Raw genomic sequence first — 23,339 nt, forward strand, 5'->3', positions numbered from 1 at the left:
CTTAGGAAGAAGTGTCTTAGGGGTCAATAACTAAGCACTTAGATTTCATAACGAAGTGAACCCTGTCCGACCAGGCATTTCGGGTGGCGAGTGAGTCCGGGCATGGCTCACCGGCCCGTGGCTGATGAGCCATGGGTCGGCGCAGGTCGGCGCGGTTGCGGGCGCTCCCGGGGTCGTGCCCCCGAAATCAAGGTCTCGGCCGCCACTGGGGGCGTTCCGGGGTGAAGTCGGGGAGGGTGCTCCAGGTGGGCGTCATCGACCCGGTGGGGAGCAGGAGCATGCGGACCGTGCCTCCTGGAGTGACGCAACGATGGACCACCAGTGGTGCCACGGAGAGTTATCTAACAACTGAAATAGCTAATGCTGAGATTTCTAGCACCTGGGGACAGCCGCCACAAGGGTCCGGTGACGGGCGCCGGTTGTATCGTGGGCAGCCACCGTCGCACCGCATGCTCGACTCCCGGAAGGAGGCGCGGGATCCCGGCGCCGCCGCCGTGCTCCCACCGCACATGACTCGTAGAGCTTCCGGCAGCCCCGACGCGGTCGACCTCATTCTTGAGCAGTGGAAGCGGGAGCTGCCCTCTCTCGACGCCTCCCCGATGGAGGTGCTCGGGCGGCTCCACCGCAGTTTCCTGCGCTACCAGGGACTGCTGTCCGACCTCTTCGACTGCTTCGACCTGAACATGGCGTCCTTCGACGTCCTCGCAGCTCTGCGCAGGTCAGGGCCGCCCTACCGGTGCACTGCCGGTGAACTCGCCGATATATCCCTGGTCACCACGGGCGGTATCACGCTGCGTCTGGACCGGCTGGAGAAGGCAGGTCTGGTGACCCGGGAGCGCGATCCCGGCGACCGCAGAGTCGTCCACGCGCGGCTCACCGACCGGGGGATCGAGATCGCCGACGTGGTCGCGGTCGCGCACTTCGCCAATGAGGAGCGGATGCTGGCCGAGCTGACCGAGGCCGAGCGGCGTCAGCTGGGCCGGCTGCTCGGCAAGCTGGAGCGCTCCCTGGAGACGGCGGAACGGACACCGCCGGATCCCGGGGCGGCCGCGGTGGCCGTCCGGGAGGGCCGGACGGCCACCCAGCACTCGGTGTCTGAGCGCTGAGGCACCATGCACAGGCCGAGGCCGGACACACCCCCGGCCGGCCTCGGCCGACGCCTCAGGACTGCGCGCCCACCACCGCGTTCGCCCAGTGGCACGCCACCTGCGCCTCCCCGCCCCCGGCGAGCACGGGCAGGTCCTTCGTGCGGCACGCGTCCGCCACCCCCGCCCGCTCCGCCTCGCCCGAGGCGAGGATCTGGCAGCGCGCATGGAACCGGCAGCCGGACGGCACCTTGGACGGGTCCGGCGGTTCGCCCGTCAGGATCACCGGATCGCCCCCGGCCTCCGGCAGCACCGACAGCAGGGCCTGGGTGTACGGATGCTGCGGAGCCGTGAGGACCTGCTCGACCTCGCCCGTCTCGACGATCCGGCCGAGATACATGACGGCGACCCGGTCGGCGATGTTCCACGCCAGACCGAGGTCGTGCGTGACCACCAGCGCGGACAGACCCAGCTCGTCCCGCAGACGCAGCATCAGGGCCAGGATCTCGCCGCGCACCGACGCGTCCAGCGAGGCCACCGGCTCGTCGGCCACGATGAGTTCCGGCTCCAGGACGAGGGCGCCCGCGATCACGATGCGCTGGCGCTGACCGCCCGACAGCTCGTGCGGGTAGCGCAGGAAGAACCGCTCGGGGGGCCGCAGCCCCGCCCGCGACAGGGCCTGCTCCACGGCGGCCCGTTCGTCCCCCGCGTACCCGTGGATCCGCAGGCCCTCCGCCACCGCGTCGTACACCGTGTGCCGCGGGTTGAGCGAACCGCTGGGGTCCTGGAGCACCAGCTGCACCCGCTTGCGGTACGCCTTGAGCGCACGGCCCGCGTAGTCGAGCGGCTTGCCGTCGAACGTGACCGCCCCGGCCGTCGGAGGGACGAGCCCCAGCAGGGAGCGGGCCAGTGTCGTCTTGCCGCACCCGGACTCGCCGACCAGCGCGACGATCTCACCGGGCCGGATGTCCAGATCGACGCCGTCCACGGCGCGCGCCGTCGCGGCGCCGCGCCGGCCGGGGAAGGTGACCTTCAGCCCCTCGGCGCTGAGCAGGGGAGTGGTGGCGGTCATGATGTGCTCCTCGCTTCCTCGGCGCCCGGCAGGAGCGGGGCGCCGACCGCCCCCGGCTCCACCAGCACACAGGCCGCCCGCCGCGCCGTCCCGGCGTCCCGCAGCTCCTGGTCCTGCGTGGTGCAGGAGTCCAGCGCCACCGGACAGCGCGGATGGAACGTGCAGCCGGCCGGCAGCGCCGACGGGTCCGGCGGGTCACCGGGCAGCCCGCGGGGAGCGAACCGGGAGGACCGGTCGCCGATCCGCGGGAAGGCGCCCGACAGGGCCTTGCTGTACGGGTGGTGCGCGCTCTCGAAGACCTCGGAGGCCGGGCCCTCCTCCACGACCCGCCCCGCGTACATCACGGCGAGCCGGTCACAGGTGTCCGACAGCACCGCCAGGTCGTGACTGATCATGATGAGGCCCAGGTCCTGGAGGGACACCAGCTGTCCGATCAGCCGCAGGATCTGCGCCTGGATCATCACATCGAGGGCCGTCGTCGGCTCGTCCGCGATGATCAGGCCCGGGTCGCAGGCCAGCGCCATCGCGATCATCACGCGCTGCCGCTGACCGCCGGAGAGCTCATGCGGATACGCGTTGGCGCGCGCGGCCGGCAGCCCCACCTGCTCAAGGAGTTCACCGGCCCTCTTCCTGGCGCCGGCCGGCGTCGCCTTCTTGTGCAGCAGGATCGGTTCGGTGATCTGGTCCCCGATGCGGTGCACGGCGTTGAGCGAGTGCATCGCACCCTGGAACACGATCGAGGCGCCCGCCCAGCGCACGGCCCTGACCTGCCCCCACTTCATGGTGAGGACGTCCTCGCCGTTCAGCAGGATCTCGCCGGTGACCTTCGTCCTGGCGGGCAGCAGCCGCAGCAGCGCGAGTGCGAGCGTCGACTTGCCGCACCCGGACTCCCCGGCGATGCCGACCTTCTGGCCGGCTTCGGCCGTGAGGTTCACGCCGCGGACCGCCCGGGCTCCGCCGGCGTACGTCACCGAGAGGTCGCGTACCTCGAGAAGAGGTGCCTTCCGGATGCTCGGTGTACTCAACGGGCCACCCCCAGCTTGGGATTGAGGACGGACTCGATCGCCCGGCCGCAGAGCGTGAAGGACAGCGCGACCACGGCGATGGCGATTCCGGGCGGCGCCAGATACCACCAGTCGCCCGCGCTCACGGCGCCCGCCTCACGCGCGTCCTGGAGCATGCCGCCCCAGGACGTGATGGTCGGGTCGCCGAGGCCGAGGAAGGCGAGCGTGGCCTCGGTGAGGATCGCGGCGGAGATCGCGAGCGTGGTCTGCGCGAGCACCAGCGGCATCACGTTCGGCAGGACGTGGCGGGTCATGATGTGCCCGTGGCTGCCGCCCAGGGCGCGGGCGCGCTCGATGTACGGGCGGGACTCCACGGCGAGTGTCTGGGCGCGGACGAGCCGCGCCGTGGTCGGCCAGGTCGTGACACCGATGGCGAGGACGACCGTCCAGATGGAGCGGTCCATCACCGTGGCGAGCGCGATCGCGAGGACCAGGGTCGGCATCACGAGGAACCAGTCGGTGACACGCATCAGCACCGTCGAGTACCAGCCGGGGAAGTGGCCCGCGACGATTCCGACGACCGTGCCGATCGCCACGCACAGGAACGCGGCGAGCAGCCCCACGGTGAGGGAGACGCGCGCCCCCCACACCAGAAGGGCGAGGACGCTGCGTCCGAACTGGTCCGTGCCGAGCGGGAACTCACCGCTGGGCGATTCGAGCGCGCCCCCCGGTGCGTCGGTGACGCTCTGTGAGTCGTCGCCGACCAGCGCGGGCGCGAACACCGCGATCAGCGCGATCGCGATGAGTCCGGCCAGCCCCCACAGGCCGCCCCGGTGCGTGCGGTACTCCCGCCAGAAGCGGGCCAGGGACTGGCGCTTGCGGGCCCGGGCGAGTGCGCGCGGGCTCTTGGCCGCGTCGTTCTGTACGGACAGTTGTTCGGTCGTCATCGGCCCACCCGGGGATCGAGCAGCGGATAGAGCACATCGGCGAGGGTGTTCGCCAGGATCACCGCGGTGGCGAAGACGAAGAACAGCCCCTGGACGAGGGGGAGATCGGGCACGCTCAGTGCCTGGTAGAAGAGGCCGCCGAGCCCCGGCCAGGAGAACACCGTCTCGACCAGGATCTGCCCCGCCACGACATGTCCCAGGTTCACGAACATCAGCGTGAACGTCGGGAGCATCGCGTTCGGGACTGCGTGCTTGCGGCGTACGACGTCGTCGCGCAGGCCCTTGGCCCTGGCCGTCGTCAGGTAGTCGCTGCCCATCTCGTCGAGGAGCGAGGACCGCATCACGAGGAGCGTCTGTGCGTATCCGACCGCGACGAGCGTGATCACCGGCAGGACCAGGTGATGCGCGACGTCGAGGACGTATGCGAGACCCGTCTCGCCGCCCGACTCCAGACCGCCCGTCGGGAACATGCCGGGGATCGGGCCGATGCCCACCGAGAGGACGATGATGAGGAGCAGACCCAGCCAGAACGACGGCACCGAGTAGAGCGTCAGCGCGAACGCCGTGTTGAAGCGGTCGCTGCGGGAGCCGTTGCGCCAGGCGGTACGGGTACCCAGCCAGATGCCGAGCGCCGTGTACAGGACGTACGCCGTGCCGGTGAGCAGCAGCGTGGCCGGCAGAGCTGCGGTGATCTTGTCGATGACGGGGGCGTGGAACTGGTACGAGGTACCGAAGTCCCCGGTCAGCGCGTCCCCCACGTAACCGGTGAACTGCTGCCAGAGCGGCTGGTCGAGACCGAACTGGTGACGGAGCGACTCGAGCTGCTCGGCGGAGACGGGGCGGCCGCCGGTCATCTGCTTCACGGGGTCGCTGGGGATGAGACGGAAGAGGAAGAAGCTGGTGACCAGAACGGCGAACAGGGAGACGGCCGCTCCCGCGATCTTGGCCGCCACGTATTGGAGATAGACCTTGGTGTTGCGTGCCCGTGGGCCGTCGGCGGCCGCCGACGCGGCCGGAGCAGGCCCGTCGGTGTCCGCATCCGCGGTCTGCGCGATGTCAGCTGTCATGAGGAACTCTCGTTGCTCGTACTGCACCTGGAGGGGCCGGCAAGGGGCGCGAGGGCGTGCCACGCACCGTTGCCGGTCCCTCCCATCCCGTTCGCGTGATTATTCGCGCTCCTCCGCCGTGCTGCGGCGGCGCCTCGCCAGGAAGAACCCGCCACCGGCGACCACCACGACCGCCACGGCGATGCCGATGACGACACCGGTGGAGCTGCTGCCGCCGCCGTCGCTCGCCGAACCGTTCTTGCCGTCGGCCACCGGAACGGCCGACCACCAGCTCCAGTACCCGTCCTGGCCGTAGATGTTGCCGGCGGCCTCGGGCATCGTGGTGATCGACTGGATCTGGTCGGTGCGGTACGCCTCGACCGCGTTCGGGTACGCGAGGATGTTCATGTACCCGGAGTCGTACATCCACGACTCCATCTGCTTGACGATGTCCGCCCGTTTGGCGGGGTCGTACTCGGCGAGCTGCTTCTTGTACAGCGTGTCGTACGTCTTGTCGCAGATGAAGTTGTCCGTGGCCGCGCTGTCCTTGGCCTTGGCGGGCAGCGCGGCGCACGTGTGGATGCCGAGGACGAAGTCCGGGTCCGGGTTCACCGACCAGCCGTCGAAGGCGAGGTCGTACTCACCGGCGTACCAGGGCACGGAGACGTCGTCGCGGCAGTCGACCTCGAGGCCGATGCCGAGCTTGCCCCACCACTCCTTGAGGTACTTGCCGATCGCCTTGTCGTTCGGGTCCGTGGCGTGGCACAGGATGCGCAGGTCGAGCGGCTTGCCGTCCTCGCCGACGCGCTTGCCGCCCTTGAGCGTGTACCCCGCCTGGTCGAGGAGCTTGGCCGCCCGGTCGGGGTCGTACGCCAGCTTCTGACTGTCCGACGGCTGCCAGAAGTAGTCCGAGAACCGCGGCGGAATGTAGCCCTGACCCTCGACGGCGTGGCCCTGGAAGACCTTGTCGATGATGGTCGCGCGGTCGATCGACAGGAAGAGCGCCTGGCGGACCTTCTGGTCGAGCAGGGCCTTGCTGCCGTCGCCGAACTTCTTGCCGTCCTTGGTCTGCGCGCCCGGATTGGTGGCCAGTGCGAAGAAGCGGCGGCCCGGGCCCTCGTTGACCTTGATGTTCGTGTCGCCCTTGAGGGAGTCGGCCTGAGCGGGCGTCAGTGCGGGGGAGCCCGCGACGAACGAGACCTCACCCTTGCGCAGGGCGGCGACCGCGGCGTCCTGGTCCTTGTACGTCTTGAAGACCAGCTCGTCGAACTTCGGCGCGCCCCGCCAGAAGTTCTTGTTGGCCTTGAGCTTCACGTACTGGTCGACCTTGTAGTCGGTCAGGATGAACGGCCCGTTGCCCACGATCGGGAACTTCGTGTCGTTGTTGAACTTGGAGAAGTCACCGACCTTCTCCCAGACGTGCTTCGGGACGATCGGCACATCGAGCGCGGCCATGGTGGCCTGAGGCTGCTTCAGCTCTATGACCAGCTTGTCCGGGCTGGGAGCCGTCACCTTCTTGAAGTTCGCGACGAAGCTGCCGTTGGCCGTGGCGGCGCCCTCGTCGGTCATCATCTTGTTGAAGGTCCATGCCGCGTCCTCGGCGGTGGCCTGCTGTCCGTCCGACCACTTGGAGTCGCCCCGGATGGTGTACGTCCACGTCAACTTGTCAGCGGACGCCTCCCACTTGGTGGCGAGACCGGGGACCGTGTGGTTGTCCTTGGCGTCGTAATTGGTGAGGTAGTCGTACATGAGCCGGTGGACGCTGGTGCTGAGCAGTCGCTGAGCGAGGAACGGGCTGAGGGAGTCGACGCTCTGTGCGACCGCGACGGTCAGCGTAGTCGTGCCGCTGTCGGCGGCCTGCGCCTGCTGCGGGGCGGCGCCGGGGGGCAGCCCCGGGACGATCGATCCGGCTGCCAGGGCAAGGGCCGCGGCACCGGAGGCCAGGAGGGTACGCATACGTGGGCGTGGCAGAGCGGAGGATGGTGGGACTCTTGTGACCATGTGGAGGGACCTCGCGTCATGACTCGCACGGAGAAGGCGGTTGATCTGGGGTTCGCCAACTGGTGAAGCGAAGGTCTACCAGCGGTGCCGAGCCGCGTCAACGGTGCCCCAAACGGTGTGTGGTCTGCGGGAATGCGCCGAGGGCCCGCACCGTGGGGACGGTGCGAGCCCTCATTGGTCCAAGCCTCTGGTGCCTTACTGCTGAGGCGCTGACGGCGGCTGCGGAGGGTGCTGTTGCCAGCCCGCGGGTGGGACGGGGCCCTGCAGTTCGGGGTGGTCCTGGCGGCCGGGCTGAACCGGCGGACTGCCGTGCTGCGGCGGGGGCGGGCCCGCCGGGCTCGCGGCGGACTGGGCCTGGGAGGGCAGGGACTGCTGCCATCCGTTCGGCTGAACGCCGGGGCCGGGGTGCGGCGGATACGGCTGCTGTCCGCCGTACGGCTGCTGGGGCGGGTACGGCTGGCCGGGCTGCTGGGGCACGTACGGCTGCTGACCCGGCATCTGCTGACCCGGCATCTGCTGACCGGGCATCTGCTGACCGGGCATCGGCGGGGCGAACTGCGGCGGCGGGTTGTTGCCGTCGGACGTCCACAGCCCCTGCTGCTGCTGGGCGCGCGCGAAGTCCTCGGCGACCATCGCGGAGAGGTTGAAGTACGCCTCACGCGTCTTCGGGCGCATCATGTCGAGGTCGACCTCGGCACCGGCCGACAGATGCTCGTCGAACGGTACGACGATCACGCCCCGGCAGCGCGTCTCGAAGTGCTGCACGATGTCATCGACCTTGATCATCTTGCCGGTCTCGCGGACCCCGGAGATGACGGTGAGGGAGCGCTGCACCAGCTCCGCATACCCGTGCGCCGACAGCCAGTCCAGTGTGGTGGAAGCGCTGGAGGCGCCGTCGACCGACGGCGTCGAGATGATGATCAACTGGTCGGCGAGGTCCAGCACTCCGCGCATCGCGCTGTACAGCAGACCGGTGCCCGAGTCGGTGAGGATGATCGGGTACTGCTTGCCGAGAACGTCGATCGCACGCCGGTAGTCCTCGTCGTTGAACGTCGTCGAGACCGCCGGATCCACGTCGTTGGCGATGATCTCCAGGCCGGAGGGCGCCTGCGAGGTGAAACGGCGGATGTCCATGTACGAGTTGAGGTACGGGATTGCCTGGACCAGGTCACGGATGGTGGCCCCGGTCTCGCGGCGCACGCGGCGGCCGAGCGTACCGGCGTCCGGGTTGGCGTCGATGGCGAGGATCTTGTCCTGGCGCTCGGTGGCCAGGGTCGCGCCGAGGGCGGTGGTCGTCGTGGTCTTGCCGACACCGCCCTTGAGGCTGATGACCGCGATCCGGTAGCAGGACAGCACGGGCGTACGGATCAGGTCGAGCTTGCGCTGCCGCTCGACCTCCTCCTTCTTGCCACCGAGCTTGAAACGGGCCGCGGCGGACGGCGTGCGGCTGCTCTTGGCCTTCTGCTTGCCCCGGACCAGACGGTCGGAGGACAGCTCCACCGCCGCCGTGTAGCCCAGCGGCGCGCCCGGTACGGAACGCTCGCGCTGGTCATGGGTGACCGGTGTGGGCCAGGCCGCGCCGGTGCGCGGGTCGACGGGCGCTCCCGGCTGCGGCTGCTGGGGCTGTTGCTGGTGGGCGGCGGGCTGCGGGCCGACCGGCGCGGGCAGGTGGGGCGCGCCCGGGACCGGCGGCAGGGCTGCCTGCGGGCCGCCCTGCTGTGCGGGCCACTGTGCTGCCTGCGGCGGCTGGGGCGGCTGCGGGAACCCGTAGCCGCCCTGGGCCTGCGCCGAAGGGGCGGGGGGAGCGGGCTGCTGCGGGACGTGCGGAGGCAGCGGCGCGCCCTGGGCGGGTGCCGGCGGCTGCTGCGGGAATCCGTAACCGCTCTGCGGCGCAGGGGCGCTCTGTTGCGCGGGCAGCTGAGGCGACTGCGGGAACTGGGGCGCCTGAGGTGGCTGCTGGGCGTTCGGGAATCCGTAACCGCCGGGCGTCTGGTTCGCCGGAGCCGGTGCGTGCGCCGGACCCGTCGCCGGCCACTGCGGCGCCGGCTGGGGCGCTTGGGGCTGGGGCGCTTGGGGTTGCGGCGCGGCGGGCTGGAAGGCGGGCGGCAGCGGCGGCAGTCCACCCGGCGCGGGCGGCGCCGGGGTCCAGGGGGCCGGCACGGCCGGCGGCGGGGCGTCCTGAGGCACCGCATCCGACACGGCGTCCGAGGGCGCGGCGGCGGGCTCGTCCGTGTCGGCCGGAGCCTCGTCCCCAACGGAGTCCGTGGGCGAATCGGCGACGGAATCCGTGCCGCTGTCGTCGGCCGTCACGTCGGAGGGCTGTACGGGGTCGGATCCTGCCGCCTCGTCCGAGCCCGTGGCACCGCTCTGCCCGGAACCGGAATCTTCGCTGCCGCCGGCCGCGCCGGCAGCAGCGGCCGCGACCGCGTCCGCAGCCTCCGCGGCCGCGGCCTCCCGCTCCGCGATCTCCCGCTTCAGCGCGGCCGGCGAGAACCGCATGGTGGCGCCGCTCTCCAGATCGCCACCCCCGAACGGCTCCGGCGCACCGCCCGCCGCGCCCTCCCCCTGTGCGGGGGAGGGAGACGGGCCGGCGGCGGAGGCGACAGGGGCCACCGGCGCCACCGGCGGGGCCGGCGTCCAGGTCGGCTCGAAGCCGCCCCCGGCCGGCAGTCCGGGCACGGGCGCACCGCCGGGCGGCGGAGGCGGCGCCAGGTGCGTTCCGGCTCCGCCCGACGAGTCCCCCGACGCGTTCTGGGTGTACCAGGCAGGCGGGGTGTAGTCGATGGTGAACTCACCCGTCATCTCGGCGGGCTCCGCGTCGGACGACTCGTCGACGGGCCTGCTCCAGCCCCCTCGGATTTCGTCCCGATCGCCGTTCACTTTGCCTCCTGGTGTGGTCGAGCACCCTTGTGCCGTGTTGGGTGGGGGCGACCGTTCCCGTATTCCGAACCGCCCGGCTCTCCCCCTTGGGACGCGCACTGCCTGCCCGCAGGTTCGTCTGCCGCGCCCACTCCCACCCTAATCGCCATCGGCCCCCCTCCGGCAGGCCGCAGGGCATCGCAAGAGCTGTCCCGTACATCACGCACCGCCCCCAAGTGAACCGAGTGCGGCAGAGAGTGAAGGGTAAAGCGGTCAAACATGCACATCTGCCTACGCATATCTGAACAATCCCCACGCTTCGCTCGCGGCCGGTCCACCGCGCGCATGCGGGCGGTCAGTCCATCCGGCGCGCGGCGCCCAGCAGTCCGCTCTCCGCGTCGGTCGCCTGTGTCATCACGAGCCGCCGGTCCCGTTCCGTGCACCAGAGCGTGACTCCGTCCGACAGGGCCGACAGCGACTGCGTCTCGGACGCCGGCAGATGCATGATGCGCCCGATCTGCGCGGCTTCGTCAGGAGATACCCGCTGGATCCCCACCAGGGATGCCTTCTTCAGCAACCCGGGCGCCGCCGGACTCAGATACGGCAGCAACGTCACCACGGACTGCCACGGCCCCGACACCACACGCCCGCGCGGCGGCCGCATCCCGCAGTCCCGCACCACGACGACCGGACTTCCGGCCGACGCACCCTGCGGTGGCACCCTCCCCACGTCGTGCAGCGACATGCACGGCTGGCCGCCTCCCGCCGCCTGCGCAAGCGCCGTCCAGGCGTGGGCGCGGCCGGTCTCCACGACGATCCGGGCGCCGGTCGCGGCCGCTCGCAGGGCCAGCACCTGAGCCGTCCACAGCCCGCCGATGAGCGTGACGTCGTACGGCGTGGGCCGGTTGAGACCGAGCACGGCGGTCCGTCCCTCGACGTCCACACCGATCACCGTGCCGTCGTCGCCGACCGGCAGGGCCATCGACGCGAGCTGCTCGAGGGAGACCGTGCGCCGGCCGCGACGCGGTCCGATCAGCCCGAAGCCCAGCCGGGCGCGGGCGCTGGTGGGCAGGGACATCAGCGGGTACCTCCCAGCGGCAGCGTGGCGAGCACACCGGGCAGCTGCTCGCGGTCGAGCCGCACCAGCGAGGTCCGCACACCACGCGCGGTGCGCTCCAACTCATGGCGCGCTGCGAGCAGTTCCTCGTCGCTGCGTCCCGTTATCCGGACATGGCCGGCGATCGAGACCTCCTGCCGGTCGGCGTGCCCCAGCGTCAGGCTGAAGGTCGTCGCGAGCGCCGGGAGCGAGGTGAGCAGCGCGACCAGCTGCGGCATCGAAGCCCCGCCCCCGCTCCCCGCCGCGCCGAACTGCGGCCAGCGCGCCACCCAGTAGGTGGTGTGCCGCCGGTCGTCGCAGCGCCAGGTCCGTGCGGTCTCCCCGGTCCGCCGCACCGGCGTGAGGGCCCGGCCCGCCTGCTCCATGGCCGACGGGCTGACGCAGGCCGAGGTCGCGACCGCCGACGTCAGCTCCTGCTCGGTCAGCACCGTCGCACGGAACCCGGCCCCGGTGAGCCTGCTGGCCAGCTGGTCCGCCGTGCGTACGAGACACTTCTGCGCCCCCGCGAGCCCGCCCCCGCGCGCCTGCACGGCCTCCGGGCAGAGCTCCGGGTCCAGCTTGAGCGCGATCCAGGTGATCCGGACGGCGGGCGATCCCGTCCGGGCCTGCAGCGGCGCGTAGTTGCGGGCGGCGACGGACTGCGGGGGCAGGTGCGGGGCGGGCGCGGGCTGGGTGTGCTGCACGATCTGTGCCGACTCGAGGCGGATGCCGTCGACGTCGAGCACATCCCGTACCAGCGTCAGGGGCAGCGGCTGCGCGGACCGGTCCTGCCGCAGCGCCGTGGCGTCCGACTCGATCTGCAGTACGGCCGTGAGGAACGTGCCGTCGCCGATCATCCCGACCGGCCGCCGGTCGCGGTCGCTGAACGAGTACGTGCGCAGCGCCGGATCGCACTCGACGGCGGGCGCGATCCCCGGCTCCGTGCCTGCGGGCAGCACCATCGACGCGGCCCTCCGGGTGCGCGCACGCAGCGCCACGACGGTGCCCAGCCACTCCGGCAGCGAACGGCGGTGCCTGCGCAGGACGGCGAGCAGCACCAGCAACGCCGCGACCGCGCCGGCCGGCACCAGCAGCAGCGGGTCGGTCACCCAGGCCACGAGCAGCAGTGCCGCCGCGATCTCGATCAGTACGAGTTGTTGCAATCGGAACGAACCGATGGTCCCCGGGCGTCCGTTCGGCCGCGCGGCGGCCTGCCCCCCGAGACCGGAGGAGCCGCCGGCCGGGCCGCGGGAGGCGGCGGCGGACGGGGCCTGTCCGCTGGGTGGGGGAGCCGGGGCAGGCGGTGCGTTCCCGGCCGGACGTGTCCGCGTCGCGGAAGACATCATTCCGGCATTCCCCCGTTCATAAGGCCCCCCGTTGCGACCCGATCACCCCTGTCCCGCCAGGGACTTCGGCGGCCGGATCAGCGTACCCGCCACGCAGCCACCCGTGGTCGGCAGGCATAGTAGGGGGCCGGTCCGGCAGCGAGGTCCGGCATCCGGGGTCCGGCACGGGGGGCGGGTACGCGAACTCCTTTGCCGCGCGGGGAGACACGGGAGACAGACAGACTCATGGCATCACGGCGGGATGAACTCAACGCGTACACCTTTGCGAAGAAACGCACGGTGGCGGCATTCCTCCAGCCCTCGCCCACCGGCACCGACGAGGGCGCCCCGCGTCCGCTGCGCGCTGTCCTCCCGAGCATGGTGGCCGGGGCGCTGCTCCTCGCGGGTTTCGGTGCCTACGGCATGTTCAGGCCCACCGCACCCAAGGACTGGGACAAGCCGTTCACCAAGGTGATCGTCGGCAAGCAGTCCACCACCCGTTATGTGGTGCTGCCCACCGGCACGGGCAGGAAGAAGAAGACCCTGCTGCATCCCGTGCTGAACCTCGCCTCCGCCAGGCTGCTCCTCACTCCGCAGCAGTACGGCGTCATCCAGGTCCCCGACGAGATCCTCGACGCGGGCAAGCCGCCGCGCGGACCGGTCCTCGGCATCCCGTACGCCCCCGACCGGCTGCCCGAGGCGGACGACGCCGGCACGGCCAAGCGGTGGGCGGTCTGCGAACAGCCCGGCGGCAAGGGCAACACCGTGCAGAAGGCGGCCTTCCTCTTCGCCGAACGCGACAACAGGCTGACCGACGGCGGCAGACGGCTCACCGGCGGTCAGGTCCTCTACGTGAAGGGCCAGACCGGCGCCCGCTACCTCGTCGACGCGAGCGGCACCCGATACCGCATCGACGAGACCGCTGCCGACAACGGCCACCTCACCAGCGCCCTCGTCGGCAGCCGGCAGCCGCAGTCCGTCACCGACGACTGGCTGGCCACCCTGCACGAAGGTGACCCGATCCTCTTCCCGCAGATCCCCGGCACCGTCGGCGCGGCCGCGCACATCCCGGGGCAGCTGTCCACCGAGGAGAACAGGGTCGGCATGGTCCTGCGGACCAGGAACGGCGAGGGCACCACGCACTACGTGGTCCTCGACGGCAGGGTGCAGCCGGTCTCCGAGTTCACCGCCTGGCTGCTGATCAACTCCCCGCAGACCGCCGTGCTCAACCTGGACAGCGAGGCGCGCGCCGTCGGCCTCCAGGACTTCGTCCCCGACCCCGCGCCCTTCACGGGGCAGGCCGCGCACTGGCCCGTACGCAGGACGGGCCAGGTGAACACCGCCACCGGCGCGGCCGGCGACCGCGACACCGTCTGCAGCGTGCTCCGCAAGGTCGACGGCACAGGTCGTACGACGCTGAGCACCTGGGCGGGTACCGCGTACCCCGCCTCCGTCGGCGCGGGCGGCACCAGTACGTACGTCACCCCGGGCAGCGGCCTCCTCTACACCCAGGTCCGGGGCCGGCAGACCCGCCCCGACGGCTCACTCTTCCTGGTGACGGACACCGGACTGCGGTACGCGGTTCAGGCGAACGGCGACAGTGACGCCCAGCACTCCGACATCGGCGCCGGCGGCGGGCAGAACGGGACGGACGGCCGGCCCGAGCCCAGCCAGGCGCAGATCAGGCTCGGATACGCGAAGGTGACGCCCGCTCTCGTACCCATCGAATGGTCCGAGTTCCTGTCCAAGGGACCCCGGCTCGACACCAACGGCGCCCGCCAGCCCCAGGGCTCGTGACCGGCACGCCCACGCAGAGCTCGTAGAACTCGGGGGAGAGAAAAAGATGTTGTACCGCACGACGGCTCTGCTGGCGGCGGCGGCCACGGCGGCGCTGACCGCACTCGCGGCGCCCCAGGCCGCGCACGCCGATCAGGGCCCCGCCGATCGCGGCGGCCCCGGGCTGGACGGCAGCGGCGAATGCACCTTCCCGATGAGGAAGCAGTTCGAGGGCCGTCCCTGGTCGCTGCAGCGGGTCCTGCTCGACGAACTGTGGCAGGACACCAGGGGCAAGGGCGTCCGCGTCGCGGTCATCGACACCGGCGTCGACAACACCAACCCGCAGCTCAGGCAGGCCGTCGATGCCTCCGCGGGCGCCGACTACCTCGAGGGCGGCAGGAGCGACGGCACCGTCGACGAGGTCGGCCACGGCACCAAGGTCGCGGGCATCATCGCCGCCCGCCCCCGCACGGGCACCGGATTCGTCGGCCTGGCTCCCGAGGCCACGATCATCCCGATCCGCCAGAACGACGAGAAGAACAGCGGCAAGGACACCACGATGGCCGCCGCGATCGACCACGCGATCGCGGCGGGCGCCCGCGTCATCAACATCTCGCAGGACACGACGAAGGCGCTGACCCCGGCGTCCACGCTGGGCAGGGCGGTGGCCAGGGCACTCGACAAGGACATCGTCGTCGTCGCCTCCGCGGGCAACGACGGCACGGACGGCAGGCTGAAGAAGACCTATCCGGCCGCCTTCGACGGCGTCCTCGCCGTCGGCTCGTCGGACCGCAACAACGAACGCGCCCCGTTCTCCCAGGCCGGTACGTTCGTCGGTGTCGCCGCACCGGGCGTCGACATCGTCTCCACCGTCCCGGGCAACGGCCAGTGCGCCGACAACGGCACCAGCTTCTCCGCGCCGTACGTATCCGGGGTCGCCGCCCTGATGCGGGCCAAGTACCCGGAGTGGACCGCGCCGCAGATCGTCGCCCGGATCGAGCAGACCGCCGAACGGTCCGTCACCGGCCACGACGACTTCGTCGGCTGGGGTGTCGTCGACCCGGTCCGCGCGCTCTCCGGCGACGACACCCCGCAGGACGCTCCGCACCCCGACCCCGCCCCGCCCAGGGCCCAGGCCCCCGAGCCCGCGCATCTGTCGATGTCCGAGACCGCGCAGCAGCGCAGCGAGCGGTACGCAACCTACGCGCTGGCCCTGGCGGCCGTACTGATCGCCGTGGTGGCGGGTACGGCGACCGTCGCCCGCGACCTGCGGCACCGAAGGGGTTTGCGATGAGGGCACAGACCGGTGAAGCCGGTCACCGTCCAGAAAGCGCCGTTGGGGCGGGATGCCGAAGTGACTAGGCTGGGACCGGACTTCACGTGTGCGACGGGGGAACGAGAAGTGGCTGCATGCGATTCCGGAGCGTGGGAACACCGCCGCGCCCGTCCCCGTCCCCGCACGTCCCCGACTCCGCGACCGGAGTACAGGGGGCAGGCAACAAGCCTGGCCGCGATAGGCGGACAGGACCGGGAACTGAGAGATAGGACCTCCGGATGACCAACCCCGCAGGCGGTTTCGGGCTCGCCGACGATCCGATCGTCCAGGCGAAGAACAAGATCGTCGAGACCGCGGAGCAGGTGTCCAAGCAGGCCAGGGAGCTGGCCAACATCCTTCAGACGGTGTCGGAGGGATGGACGGGCGTCGGTGCCTCGGGATTCACATCCGCACAGATCATGATCAACGAGGACCACGACCAGATCCGCCGGCTCCTCCATGTGCTCCTCAACGCGGTGGGCCAGACCAAGAACCTCAGCAACGCCAACGACGACGAGGTCCGTGCGGCCTTCAATGCCGTGAAGGAGCCGGCGTCGTCCGCCAACACCTCCGGGCTGAACGGCATCTGAGCCCCGCCGCAGCACCCCTTCCGTATCCGAGCCGAGCACCGAGGAGCAGACAGATGGCCGGGAACGACCCGAACACCAAGGTCAGGTACGAGAGCGTCCAGGAGATCGCGAACCGGATCCGCGTGGTCTCGCAGAACATCATCAAGGACCTCCAGGAGATGGACAGCGCGCTGAAGGTCGTCACCGACACCTGGGACGGCGAGGCCCATGGCGAATACATGAGCCTCCAGCACAAGTACAAGGGCAAGGCCGAGCACATGAGGGACCGCCTGGAGCACGTCGCGAAGATCATCGAGTCCGGCAAGGACGACTACCGCGCCACGGACATCAAGGCCTCGCGTCTGTTCACCGAGTCCTACTGAACGCAGGACCGCAGGCCGCCCGCCGCAAGGCAGCGGCACCGCACGCACGGAAGGGGCACGCTCGCCCGAGCGTGCCCCTTCCGCCGTCCGCGCAGCCCTCAGGTGAGGTCGAACTCGCCGTCCCGCGCACCGAGTACGAACGCCCGCCACTCCGCCTCGGTGTACCGCAGCACCGTCTCCGGATCCAGCGAGGACCGCATCGCCACGGCCCCGCCCTGCAGATGCGCGATCTCGACCCGCTCCTCGGCCTCCTCCGTACCGGGCGCACTCAGCCACTCGACCCCCGAGATGTCGAGTGCGTACAGCTCGTCCTTCTCCTGCTGCGTGCCCATCAGATGCCTACCTCTCCTGCGGCGGAACGTGTGCGTCACCCGCGTGCAGGGTATCCCCGCGTCCTCGTCCCCAGGGCGGGAGTTGACACCCGGCCCTCAGCGATGCTCCGGCAGCCGCCCGATCTGCAGCAGCGGGTTCCCCCGCCGCCGCGAGGCGAAGTACCCGCGCCCGGGAGGCATCGCATGGCCCCGCACCGACCCGATCAGATCGCCCTCGGACGGGTCGCCGGACAGCACCACGCCCTGCGCGCCCAGTTCCTTGATGCGCTGCATGAACGGCTCGTACATCGCCCGCGAGGCCCCGGCCGAGTTGCGCGCGATGATGAAACGCACCCCCGTGTCCCGGGCGAACGGCAGGTACTCCGCGAGCGGGGCGAGCGGGTTGCCCGCGTTCGTCGCCACCAGGTCGTAGTCGTCGACGATGATGAAGATCTGCGGCCCGGTCCACCAGCTGCGGTCGCGCAGCTGCTGCGGTGTGACGTCGGTCGGCGGCTGCCGGCGCGAGAACACGCCGGCCAGTGCCTCCATGTGCATCTGCATCGAGCTCGCCATCGGCGCGTACTCCAGCAGATGACTCTCCGGCAGCGCACCCAGCAGAGCCCGTCGGTAGTCGCCGACGACGAGCTTCGCCTCGTCGGGGGAGTAGCGCTCCGCGATCTGGTTGGCGATCAGGCGCAGCAGGTTCGTCTTCCCGGATTCGCTCTCGCCGAAGACCAGGAAGAACGGATCCGTTTCGAAGTCGACGAACACGGGCTCCAGATCCGTCTCGTCGATGCCGATCGCGATGCCGCGCTGCGGGAACTCGAATCCCTTCGGCAACTGCTCGGCAGGCAGTTTCCGCGGCAGCAGCCGTACGGCCGGGGCCGAAGGCCCCGTCCAGTGGGACCTCACCGCCTCGACGAAGGCCGCCGTACCGTCGGAGAGGCCGACGGCGCCGGCGGACGAGTCGATACGCGGCAGCGCCCCCATGAAGTGCAGCTTCTCCGGCACCTGACCACGGCCCGGCACCCCCTGCGGCACGTTCACCGCGACCTTGCGGTCGAACTCCGAGTCCATGACGTCACCGAGCCGCAGTTCGAGCCGCCCGAGGATCTGGTCCTTGAGCGCGGCCCGCACCTCCATGTACCGGGCGGCCGTGATCACCACGTGGACGCCGTACCCCAGACCGCGCGAGGCGATGTCCGTGACGACTTGCTCCAGCATCTCGTACTCGGCACGGAAGCCGCCCCAGCCGTCCACGACCAGGAACACGTCGCCCCACGGCTCGCCGGGCAGTTCACCCAGGGCGCGCCTGCGCCGGTAGGTGGCGACGGAGTCGATGGAGTGGGCGCGGAAGAACTCCTCGCGGCGGTTCAGCACACCCGCCACCTCGGCGACCGTACGCCGCACCCGCTCCGGGTCCAGCCGCGACGCGATCCCGCCGACATGCGGAAGATCCGCCAGCGCGACCAGCCCGCCACCACCGAAGTCGAGCCCGTAGAACTGCACTTCGTGCGGCGTGTGGGTGAGCGCGAACGACGAGATGAGCGTCCGCATCAGCGTCGACTTCCCGGACTGCGGACCACCGACCACCATCATGTGGCCCGCCGCGCCGGAGAAGTCCCGGTACAGCACCTCACGCCGCTGCTCGAACGGCTTGTCGATGAGGCCGAGCGGAACGGTCAGCCCGCCCGGACGTGTGTACTCCGTCGCGGTGAACCCGCGGTCCGCGGTCGGCGCGAGCCCCGGCAGCAACTGGTCCAGTGCCGGAGCCCGGTCCAGCGGCGGCAGCCACACCTGATGGGCGGGTACCCCCTGCCCCTCGAGACGCCGCACGATCACATCGAGCACCGTGTCGGCGAGTGCGTCGTCCTCCGCGCTCGCCCGCGCGGCGACCACGTGCGCCGGGTCCGGCGCCGCGTACACCACCGGCACCGGCAGCGCGCTGAACACCGCGGGCCGCCGCTCGACAGGCAGCGCCCCCACCGACAGATCGGGACCGCCCGTGCGGTAGGTCCCCGAGACGTACGCCGCCTTGAACCGGGTCATCTCGTCCGTACCGAACTTGAGATAGCCGGAACCCGGCACCGACGGCAGGTGATACGCGTCGGGCACCCCCAGAGCCGTACGCGACTCGGCGGCCGAGAAGGTCCGGAGACCGATCCGGTACGAGAGGTAGGTGTCGAGGCCGCGCAGCTTGCCCTCCTCCAGGCGCTGCGACGCGAGCAGCAGATGCACCCCCAGCGACCGTCCGATGCGGCCGATCTGGATGAACATGTCGATGAAGTCGGGCTTCGCGGTCAGCAGTTCGGAGAACTCGTCGATGACCAGGACCAGCGAGGCCAGCGGCTCCAGGGCCGCTCCCGCGGCCCGCGCCTTCTCGTAGTCATGGATGTTGGCGTAGTTGCCGGCCGACCGCAGCAGTTCCTGGCGGCGCTGCAGCTCACCGCGGATCGCGTCGCCCATGCGGTCCACCAGCGTCAGATCGTCCGCCAGGTTGGTGATGACCGCCGCCACATGCGGCATGTGCGACATCCCGGCGAACGTCGCACCGCCCTTGAAGTCGGCCAGGACGAAGTTGAGCGTCTCCGACGAATGCGTGACCGCGAGACCCAGCACCAGCGTCCGCAGCAGCTCCGACTTGCCGGAACCCGTCGCACCGACGCACAGCCCGTGCGGGCCCATGCCCTCCTGCGCGGCCTCCTTCAGGTCCAGCATCACCGGCTGACCGTCCTCGCCGACCCCGATCGGCACCCGCAGCCGCTCGGAGACCGACCGCGGCCGCCAGGTGCGCGCCACATCGACCGCACCGGCATCGCCGAGGTTCAGCAGATCCGTGAAGTCCAGGTTGGCGAGCAGCGGTTCGTCGTCGTCGCCCCCGCCCATGCGCAGCGGCGCGAGCTGCCGGGCCAGCGCCTCGGCCGCGGGCAGCGACATTCCGTCCGGCACGCCCTCGTACGCCAGCCCGGCCCCCGACTCCAGCCGCAGCACCCCCGGCCGCACCACCACGGACAGACCGCCGCGCGGCTCGTCCAGCTCACCGGGCACGACCTCGACGATCGTCACCCCCTGCAGCCCCTCGGCCGCCGCGAACAGCGAGTCCGGTGGCACCATCCCGCCGTCCAGGACCACCACGATGTGCGGCTGGTCCAGCAACGGCCGGCTCTCCCGCCCGAACCGCGGCCGCCCCTCCAGCCGGCTCGTCAGCAGCTGCTCCAGTTCACCGAGGTCGTCGCCGAACAGCCGCTTCGTACCAGCCCCGTCGACCTGCCCCGGCACCTGCGCATGCGGAAGCCACTTCGTCCACTCCCAGCGCGCCACCGCACCCGGCGCGGCCACCACGGCGACCACCAGATCGTCGGGCGAGTGCAGCGTGACCAGCTGCGCGACCAGCGCCCGCGCAGCCGACTGCGCCGACTCCGGACGGCCGGAGACCGTCACGTGGTAGAACGCCCGCATCGACACGGCCATCGGCAGCCCGTCCAACGACCCGTGCACCGAGAGGAACCGCTGCATCGCCCCCGCGCACATCGGCTCCAGCTCATCCACCGGAGCGGTGTCCGGAGCGACCAGCGGAGTCGACAGCTGCTGCACCCCGAGCCCGATCCGGACCTGCCCGAAGTCCTCGTCCCCGACCCGCCGTTCCCAGAGCCGGCTGCCTTCGGCGACCAGCGACCACAACTGCTCGGGAGCGGGCTGCAGATACAGCTGCACGTCCCGCTGGGCGCGCGCCGTGCGGCGCACGGTGCGCCGCGTCTGCGACAGGTATTTGAGGTAGTCCCGCCGCACATCCGCCATTTGCCCCTGCGTACCGCGGCGGTGGCGGACCAGCTGTGCGACCACCATGCCGACGGTCGAGACCAGCATCAGAACGCCCATGATGCGCATGAACGGAGGGGCCTGCGGAGAGAAGAAGAAGACCACCGACGACCCCATGCCGAGCACGGGGAGGATCTGCATCAGCATGCCCTCCTGCTGACCGCGCGGCAGTTCGGGAGGAGCCTCCAACGTCAGCTCGTCCGCGGGCACTTGGGGCGGCAGGGAACGCGGAGGTCGTTTCACGACGATCTGGCTCACCGGAACATCAATCCCTCGGTGCGGACGGGCGGAAGGCCGGTCGCACCCCTACCGGAGCCCCCCCGTGGCTGCCTTTGTGCGCGGACGTCACTCCGCGCGACGGTGATCCTACTTGCAGATGACCGTTGTTCCTCCCGGTAGGGTGACGCGCGCACCGTGCGCAACCGCGAATCAGGGGGACCAGACACGTGAGTACGCCTGCAGCGACGGGCTTCTGCCGCGTCACCGTCGTGGCGCCCGACAGCCGTATCGACGTCGCCCTGCCGGAGGACATCGCGGCCGCGGACATCTATCCGGAGATCCTCCGTCTCACGGGCCAGACCCAGGCGGTCGGCACCCCCACCGGCTACCACCTCGTACGCCGCGACGGCACGGTCCTCGACGGTGCCCGCACGCTCGCCGCCCAGCGGGTGCTCGACGGTGAACTGCTCTCCCTGCGCCCGTTCGCCCAGTCGTTGCCGCCCGCCGTCTTCGACGACGTGTCGGACGCCGTCGCCTCGGCCGTCACGCGCGACCGCCACCTGTGGAGCGACGAACTGCTGCGTGGCGCCGGACTGCTGGGCGGGGTGCTGCTCCTCGTACTGATGGGCTTCGTCCTCTGGTTCGCCGACCCCGTCCGGCACGACATGCACAGCCTGCCCGGCATCATCGCGGGCTCCGCCGGGCTGCTGCTCACGGCGTTCGCGGGAGTACGCGCCCGGGTCTACGCGGACCGGGCCACCGCCGTCGCCCTCGGTCTCGGCGCACTGCCCCTCGTACTCATCGCAGGATCCGGCGTCATCGGCCCCGACGCCGGTCACGGCCCCGGTCGGCTGCAGTTCCTGCTCGGCTGCGTGGCCGTCCTGGTCGCGTCCGTCGTCCTGGCCGCCCTGACCCCCAGCGGCGACGCCCCGTTCGTCGCGGCGACCTTCGTCGCCACCGTCGGCACCCTCGCCACCTTCGCCGCGATCCTCACCGAGGCCTCCGCCACCGGGACCGCCGCGGTCTGCGCCCCGGCCGCCCTCGGCCTCGTCGCGTTCCTGCCGGGCCTCTCCGCCCGCTTCGCCCGGCTGCCCATCGGTTACGCATCACCGCGCACCGCCCCCGGCGGCTACGACGACGGCTTCGCGGACCCGGACACCGCCCCCGAGGCCGAAGGCGCCCCCGTCGACGCCGACCGCATCGCCGCCCAGGCCCGCCGCGGTCACGAGATGCTGCTCGGCCTGGTCGCGGGCTGCGCCGCCGTCGTCGTCGGCTCCGCAGCCGTCCTCGGTTTCTCCGGCAACGTCTGGGGCCGGCTCCTCGCCCTCGCCGCCGGCCTCGCGATGCTGCTGCGCGCCCGTCTCTTCCGCTACACCTCGCAGGTCGCCTGCGTCCTGGTGTCGGGCATCGGCGCGATCGCCCTGCTGGTCCTCGGTCTCTCCCTGCACCCGCCGACGGACCTGGTGGGCGAGCTGGCCCGGTACGGTGACAGCGGCCCCCTGGACATCCGTACGGTCTGGCTCTCCGCGGCCGTGGCCGCGGGCGCCGCGCTGCTGACGGCGATCGCCCTGATCATCCCCCGCAAGGGCCTCTCCCCGTTCTGGGGCCGCCTCCTCGACCTCGCGGAGAGTGCCGTCCTCCTTTCCCTGGTCCCGCTCTGCCTGGCAGTGCTGGACGTCTTCACCAGGGCCAGGTCCCTGACCGGCTGAGCCGTACCCGCAGAGGGGCAGCACCCACTGCGCAACCCGCCCCGCAACGCCTGGTACGCTGTGTGACGGCCGTTTGTGTACGCGCCCCCGGATCATCCTGAGGGCTGCGCTCATCGGACCTTCGCCCACGAGTAACGGAAGAACCCCTGAGACCAAGACCAGGGGCGCTCGTGGACGCATCGAACCACCAAAGAGGAGTACCGCGTGCCGCTCGACGCCGCTACGAAGAAGCAGATCATGGCCGAGTTCGCCACCAAGGAGGGTGACACCGGTTCCCCCGAGGTCCAGGTGGCCATGCTCTCCCGTCGGATCTCGGACCTGACGGAGCACCTCAAGACCCACAAGCACGACCACCACTCCCGTCGTGGTCTGCTGATCCTGGTCGGCCAGCGTCGCCGCCTCCTGCAGTACCTGGCCAAGAAGGACATCCAGCGCTTCCGTGCCCTGGTCGACCGCCTCGGCATCCGCCGCGGTGCGGCCGGCGGCGCCAAGTAAGACGCCGTGAAGGGAGCGGTTCCCACGACTGAGGGAGCCGCTCCCTTTGTTGTACGTACAGGTGTACGCGCAACAGCATGCACGGGACGTGACCGGCTCGCCCGGTCGACCGGAATGCCAAGCTGAGCCGAACCTCAGTAATCTGGTCCCGGAACGTCCCGCAGACGAGTGAGAAGCGGACTCCCCGCCGCCGGTCCTCGGTAGTGGCCCCCGGACACAGCAACCCGGGTGCTTCGATCGAAGACCGGCCCGCCGATGGAGGGCTTCTCCGCACCGTCCCCCGCCACACGGGCGTGGGGGCGAGAAGA

Annotated in this window: 17 protein-coding genes; 7 read left to right on the forward strand and 10 right to left on the reverse strand. The window is 71.0% G+C overall.

Annotated elements, in window-relative coordinates; all coding sequences use genetic code 11:
• Positions 1-449: 449 nt before the first annotated feature.
• Positions 450-1,106, forward strand: a complete 657-nt coding sequence (locus tag LRD69_RS24475) for a MarR family transcriptional regulator (protein WP_346771922.1) — start codon at positions 450-452, stop codon at positions 1,104-1,106.
• A gap of 55 nt (positions 1,107-1,161) precedes the next feature.
• On the opposite strand, the gene LRD69_RS24480 is transcribed toward LRD69_RS24475, so the two are convergent.
• From LRD69_RS24480 to eccE, 8 genes are all read right to left on the reverse strand, one after another.
• Entirely contained in the window at positions 1,162-2,157 is a 996-nt protein-coding gene (locus tag LRD69_RS24480) for an ABC transporter ATP-binding protein (RefSeq protein ID WP_277328689.1), read from the reverse strand.
• Positions 2,154-3,182, reverse strand: a complete 1,029-nt coding sequence (locus LRD69_RS24485; RefSeq protein ID WP_277328690.1) for an ABC transporter ATP-binding protein — start codon at positions 3,180-3,182, stop codon at positions 2,154-2,156. Before LRD69_RS24485 ends, LRD69_RS24480 begins: the two co-directional genes overlap by 4 nt.
• Positions 3,179-4,108 carry an ABC transporter permease gene (locus LRD69_RS24490; RefSeq protein ID WP_277328691.1) on the reverse strand — a complete coding sequence of 310 codons (930 nt, stop codon included), beginning with the start codon at positions 4,106-4,108 and terminating at the stop codon, positions 3,179-3,181. The genes LRD69_RS24485 and LRD69_RS24490 overlap by 4 nt, the downstream gene beginning before the upstream one ends.
• Complete coding sequence (locus tag LRD69_RS24495) at positions 4,105-5,175, reverse strand: ABC transporter permease (protein WP_277328692.1); 1,071 nt, start codon at positions 5,173-5,175, stop codon at positions 4,105-4,107. Before LRD69_RS24495 ends, LRD69_RS24490 begins: the two co-directional genes overlap by 4 nt.
• Before the next feature lie 99 nt (positions 5,176-5,274).
• Positions 5,275-7,155, reverse strand: coding sequence for an ABC transporter substrate-binding protein (locus LRD69_RS24500; protein ID WP_277328693.1), 1,881 nt, complete (start codon positions 7,153-7,155; stop codon positions 5,275-5,277).
• A 195-nt stretch (positions 7,156-7,350) separates the two neighbouring features.
• A complete protein-coding gene (locus LRD69_RS24505) occupies positions 7,351-10,035 on the reverse strand; it encodes an SCO5717 family growth-regulating ATPase (protein ID WP_277328694.1) in 2,685 nt (894 codons plus the stop codon).
• Between the two features lie 334 nt (positions 10,036-10,369).
• A complete protein-coding gene (locus tag LRD69_RS24510; RefSeq protein WP_277328695.1) occupies positions 10,370-11,092 on the reverse strand; it encodes a hypothetical protein in 723 nt (240 codons plus the stop codon).
• Positions 11,092-12,453 carry a type VII secretion protein EccE gene (eccE, locus tag LRD69_RS24515; protein ID WP_277328696.1) on the reverse strand — a complete coding sequence of 454 codons (1,362 nt, stop codon included), beginning with the start codon at positions 12,451-12,453 and terminating at the stop codon, positions 11,092-11,094. Before eccE ends, LRD69_RS24510 begins: the two co-directional genes overlap by 1 nt.
• Before the next feature lie 228 nt (positions 12,454-12,681).
• On the opposite strand from eccE, the gene eccB reads away from it, so the two are divergent.
• From eccB to LRD69_RS24535, 4 genes are all read left to right on the forward strand, one after another.
• Entirely contained in the window at positions 12,682-14,232 is a 1,551-nt protein-coding gene (gene eccB / locus LRD69_RS24520; RefSeq protein WP_277328697.1) for a type VII secretion protein EccB, read from the forward strand.
• A gap of 46 nt (positions 14,233-14,278) precedes the next feature.
• Positions 14,279-15,505, forward strand: coding sequence for a type VII secretion-associated serine protease mycosin (gene mycP / locus LRD69_RS24525; protein ID WP_277328698.1), 1,227 nt, complete (start codon positions 14,279-14,281; stop codon positions 15,503-15,505).
• A 260-nt stretch (positions 15,506-15,765) separates the two neighbouring features.
• Complete coding sequence (locus LRD69_RS24530) at positions 15,766-16,116, forward strand: hypothetical protein (RefSeq protein WP_277328699.1); 351 nt, start codon at positions 15,766-15,768, stop codon at positions 16,114-16,116.
• Positions 16,117-16,169: 53 nt separating this feature from the next.
• Positions 16,170-16,478 carry a WXG100 family type VII secretion target gene (locus LRD69_RS24535; protein ID WP_277328700.1) on the forward strand — a complete coding sequence of 103 codons (309 nt, stop codon included), beginning with the start codon at positions 16,170-16,172 and terminating at the stop codon, positions 16,476-16,478.
• 98 nt (positions 16,479-16,576) lie between these two features.
• Here the strand turns inward: LRD69_RS24535 and LRD69_RS24540 are convergent, their stop codons facing one another.
• Together LRD69_RS24540 and eccCa are read right to left on the reverse strand one after the other, a co-directional pair.
• Positions 16,577-16,810, reverse strand: coding sequence for a DUF397 domain-containing protein (locus LRD69_RS24540; RefSeq protein ID WP_277328701.1), 234 nt, complete (start codon positions 16,808-16,810; stop codon positions 16,577-16,579).
• Positions 16,811-16,906: 96 nt separating this feature from the next.
• Positions 16,907-20,866 (reverse strand): type VII secretion protein EccCa, encoded by a 3,960-nt coding sequence (eccCa, locus tag LRD69_RS24545; protein WP_277328702.1) that lies wholly within the window; start codon positions 20,864-20,866, stop codon positions 16,907-16,909.
• Between the two features lie 188 nt (positions 20,867-21,054).
• Here eccCa and eccD point away from each other — a divergent pair, with 188 nt between their 5' ends.
• Together eccD and rpsO are read left to right on the forward strand one after the other, a co-directional pair.
• Positions 21,055-22,536, forward strand: a complete 1,482-nt coding sequence (gene eccD / locus LRD69_RS24550) for a type VII secretion integral membrane protein EccD (RefSeq protein ID WP_277328703.1) — start codon at positions 21,055-21,057, stop codon at positions 22,534-22,536.
• 204 nt (positions 22,537-22,740) lie between these two features.
• Positions 22,741-23,031 carry a 30S ribosomal protein S15 gene (rpsO, locus tag LRD69_RS24555; protein ID WP_277328704.1) on the forward strand — a complete coding sequence of 97 codons (291 nt, stop codon included), beginning with the start codon at positions 22,741-22,743 and terminating at the stop codon, positions 23,029-23,031.
• The last annotated feature ends 308 nt before the right edge of the window (positions 23,032-23,339 follow it).

It is taken from the genome of Streptomyces sp. JH14 (genome assembly GCF_029428675.1).
Classification (GTDB): Bacteria; Actinomycetota; Actinomycetes; order Streptomycetales; family Streptomycetaceae; genus Streptomyces.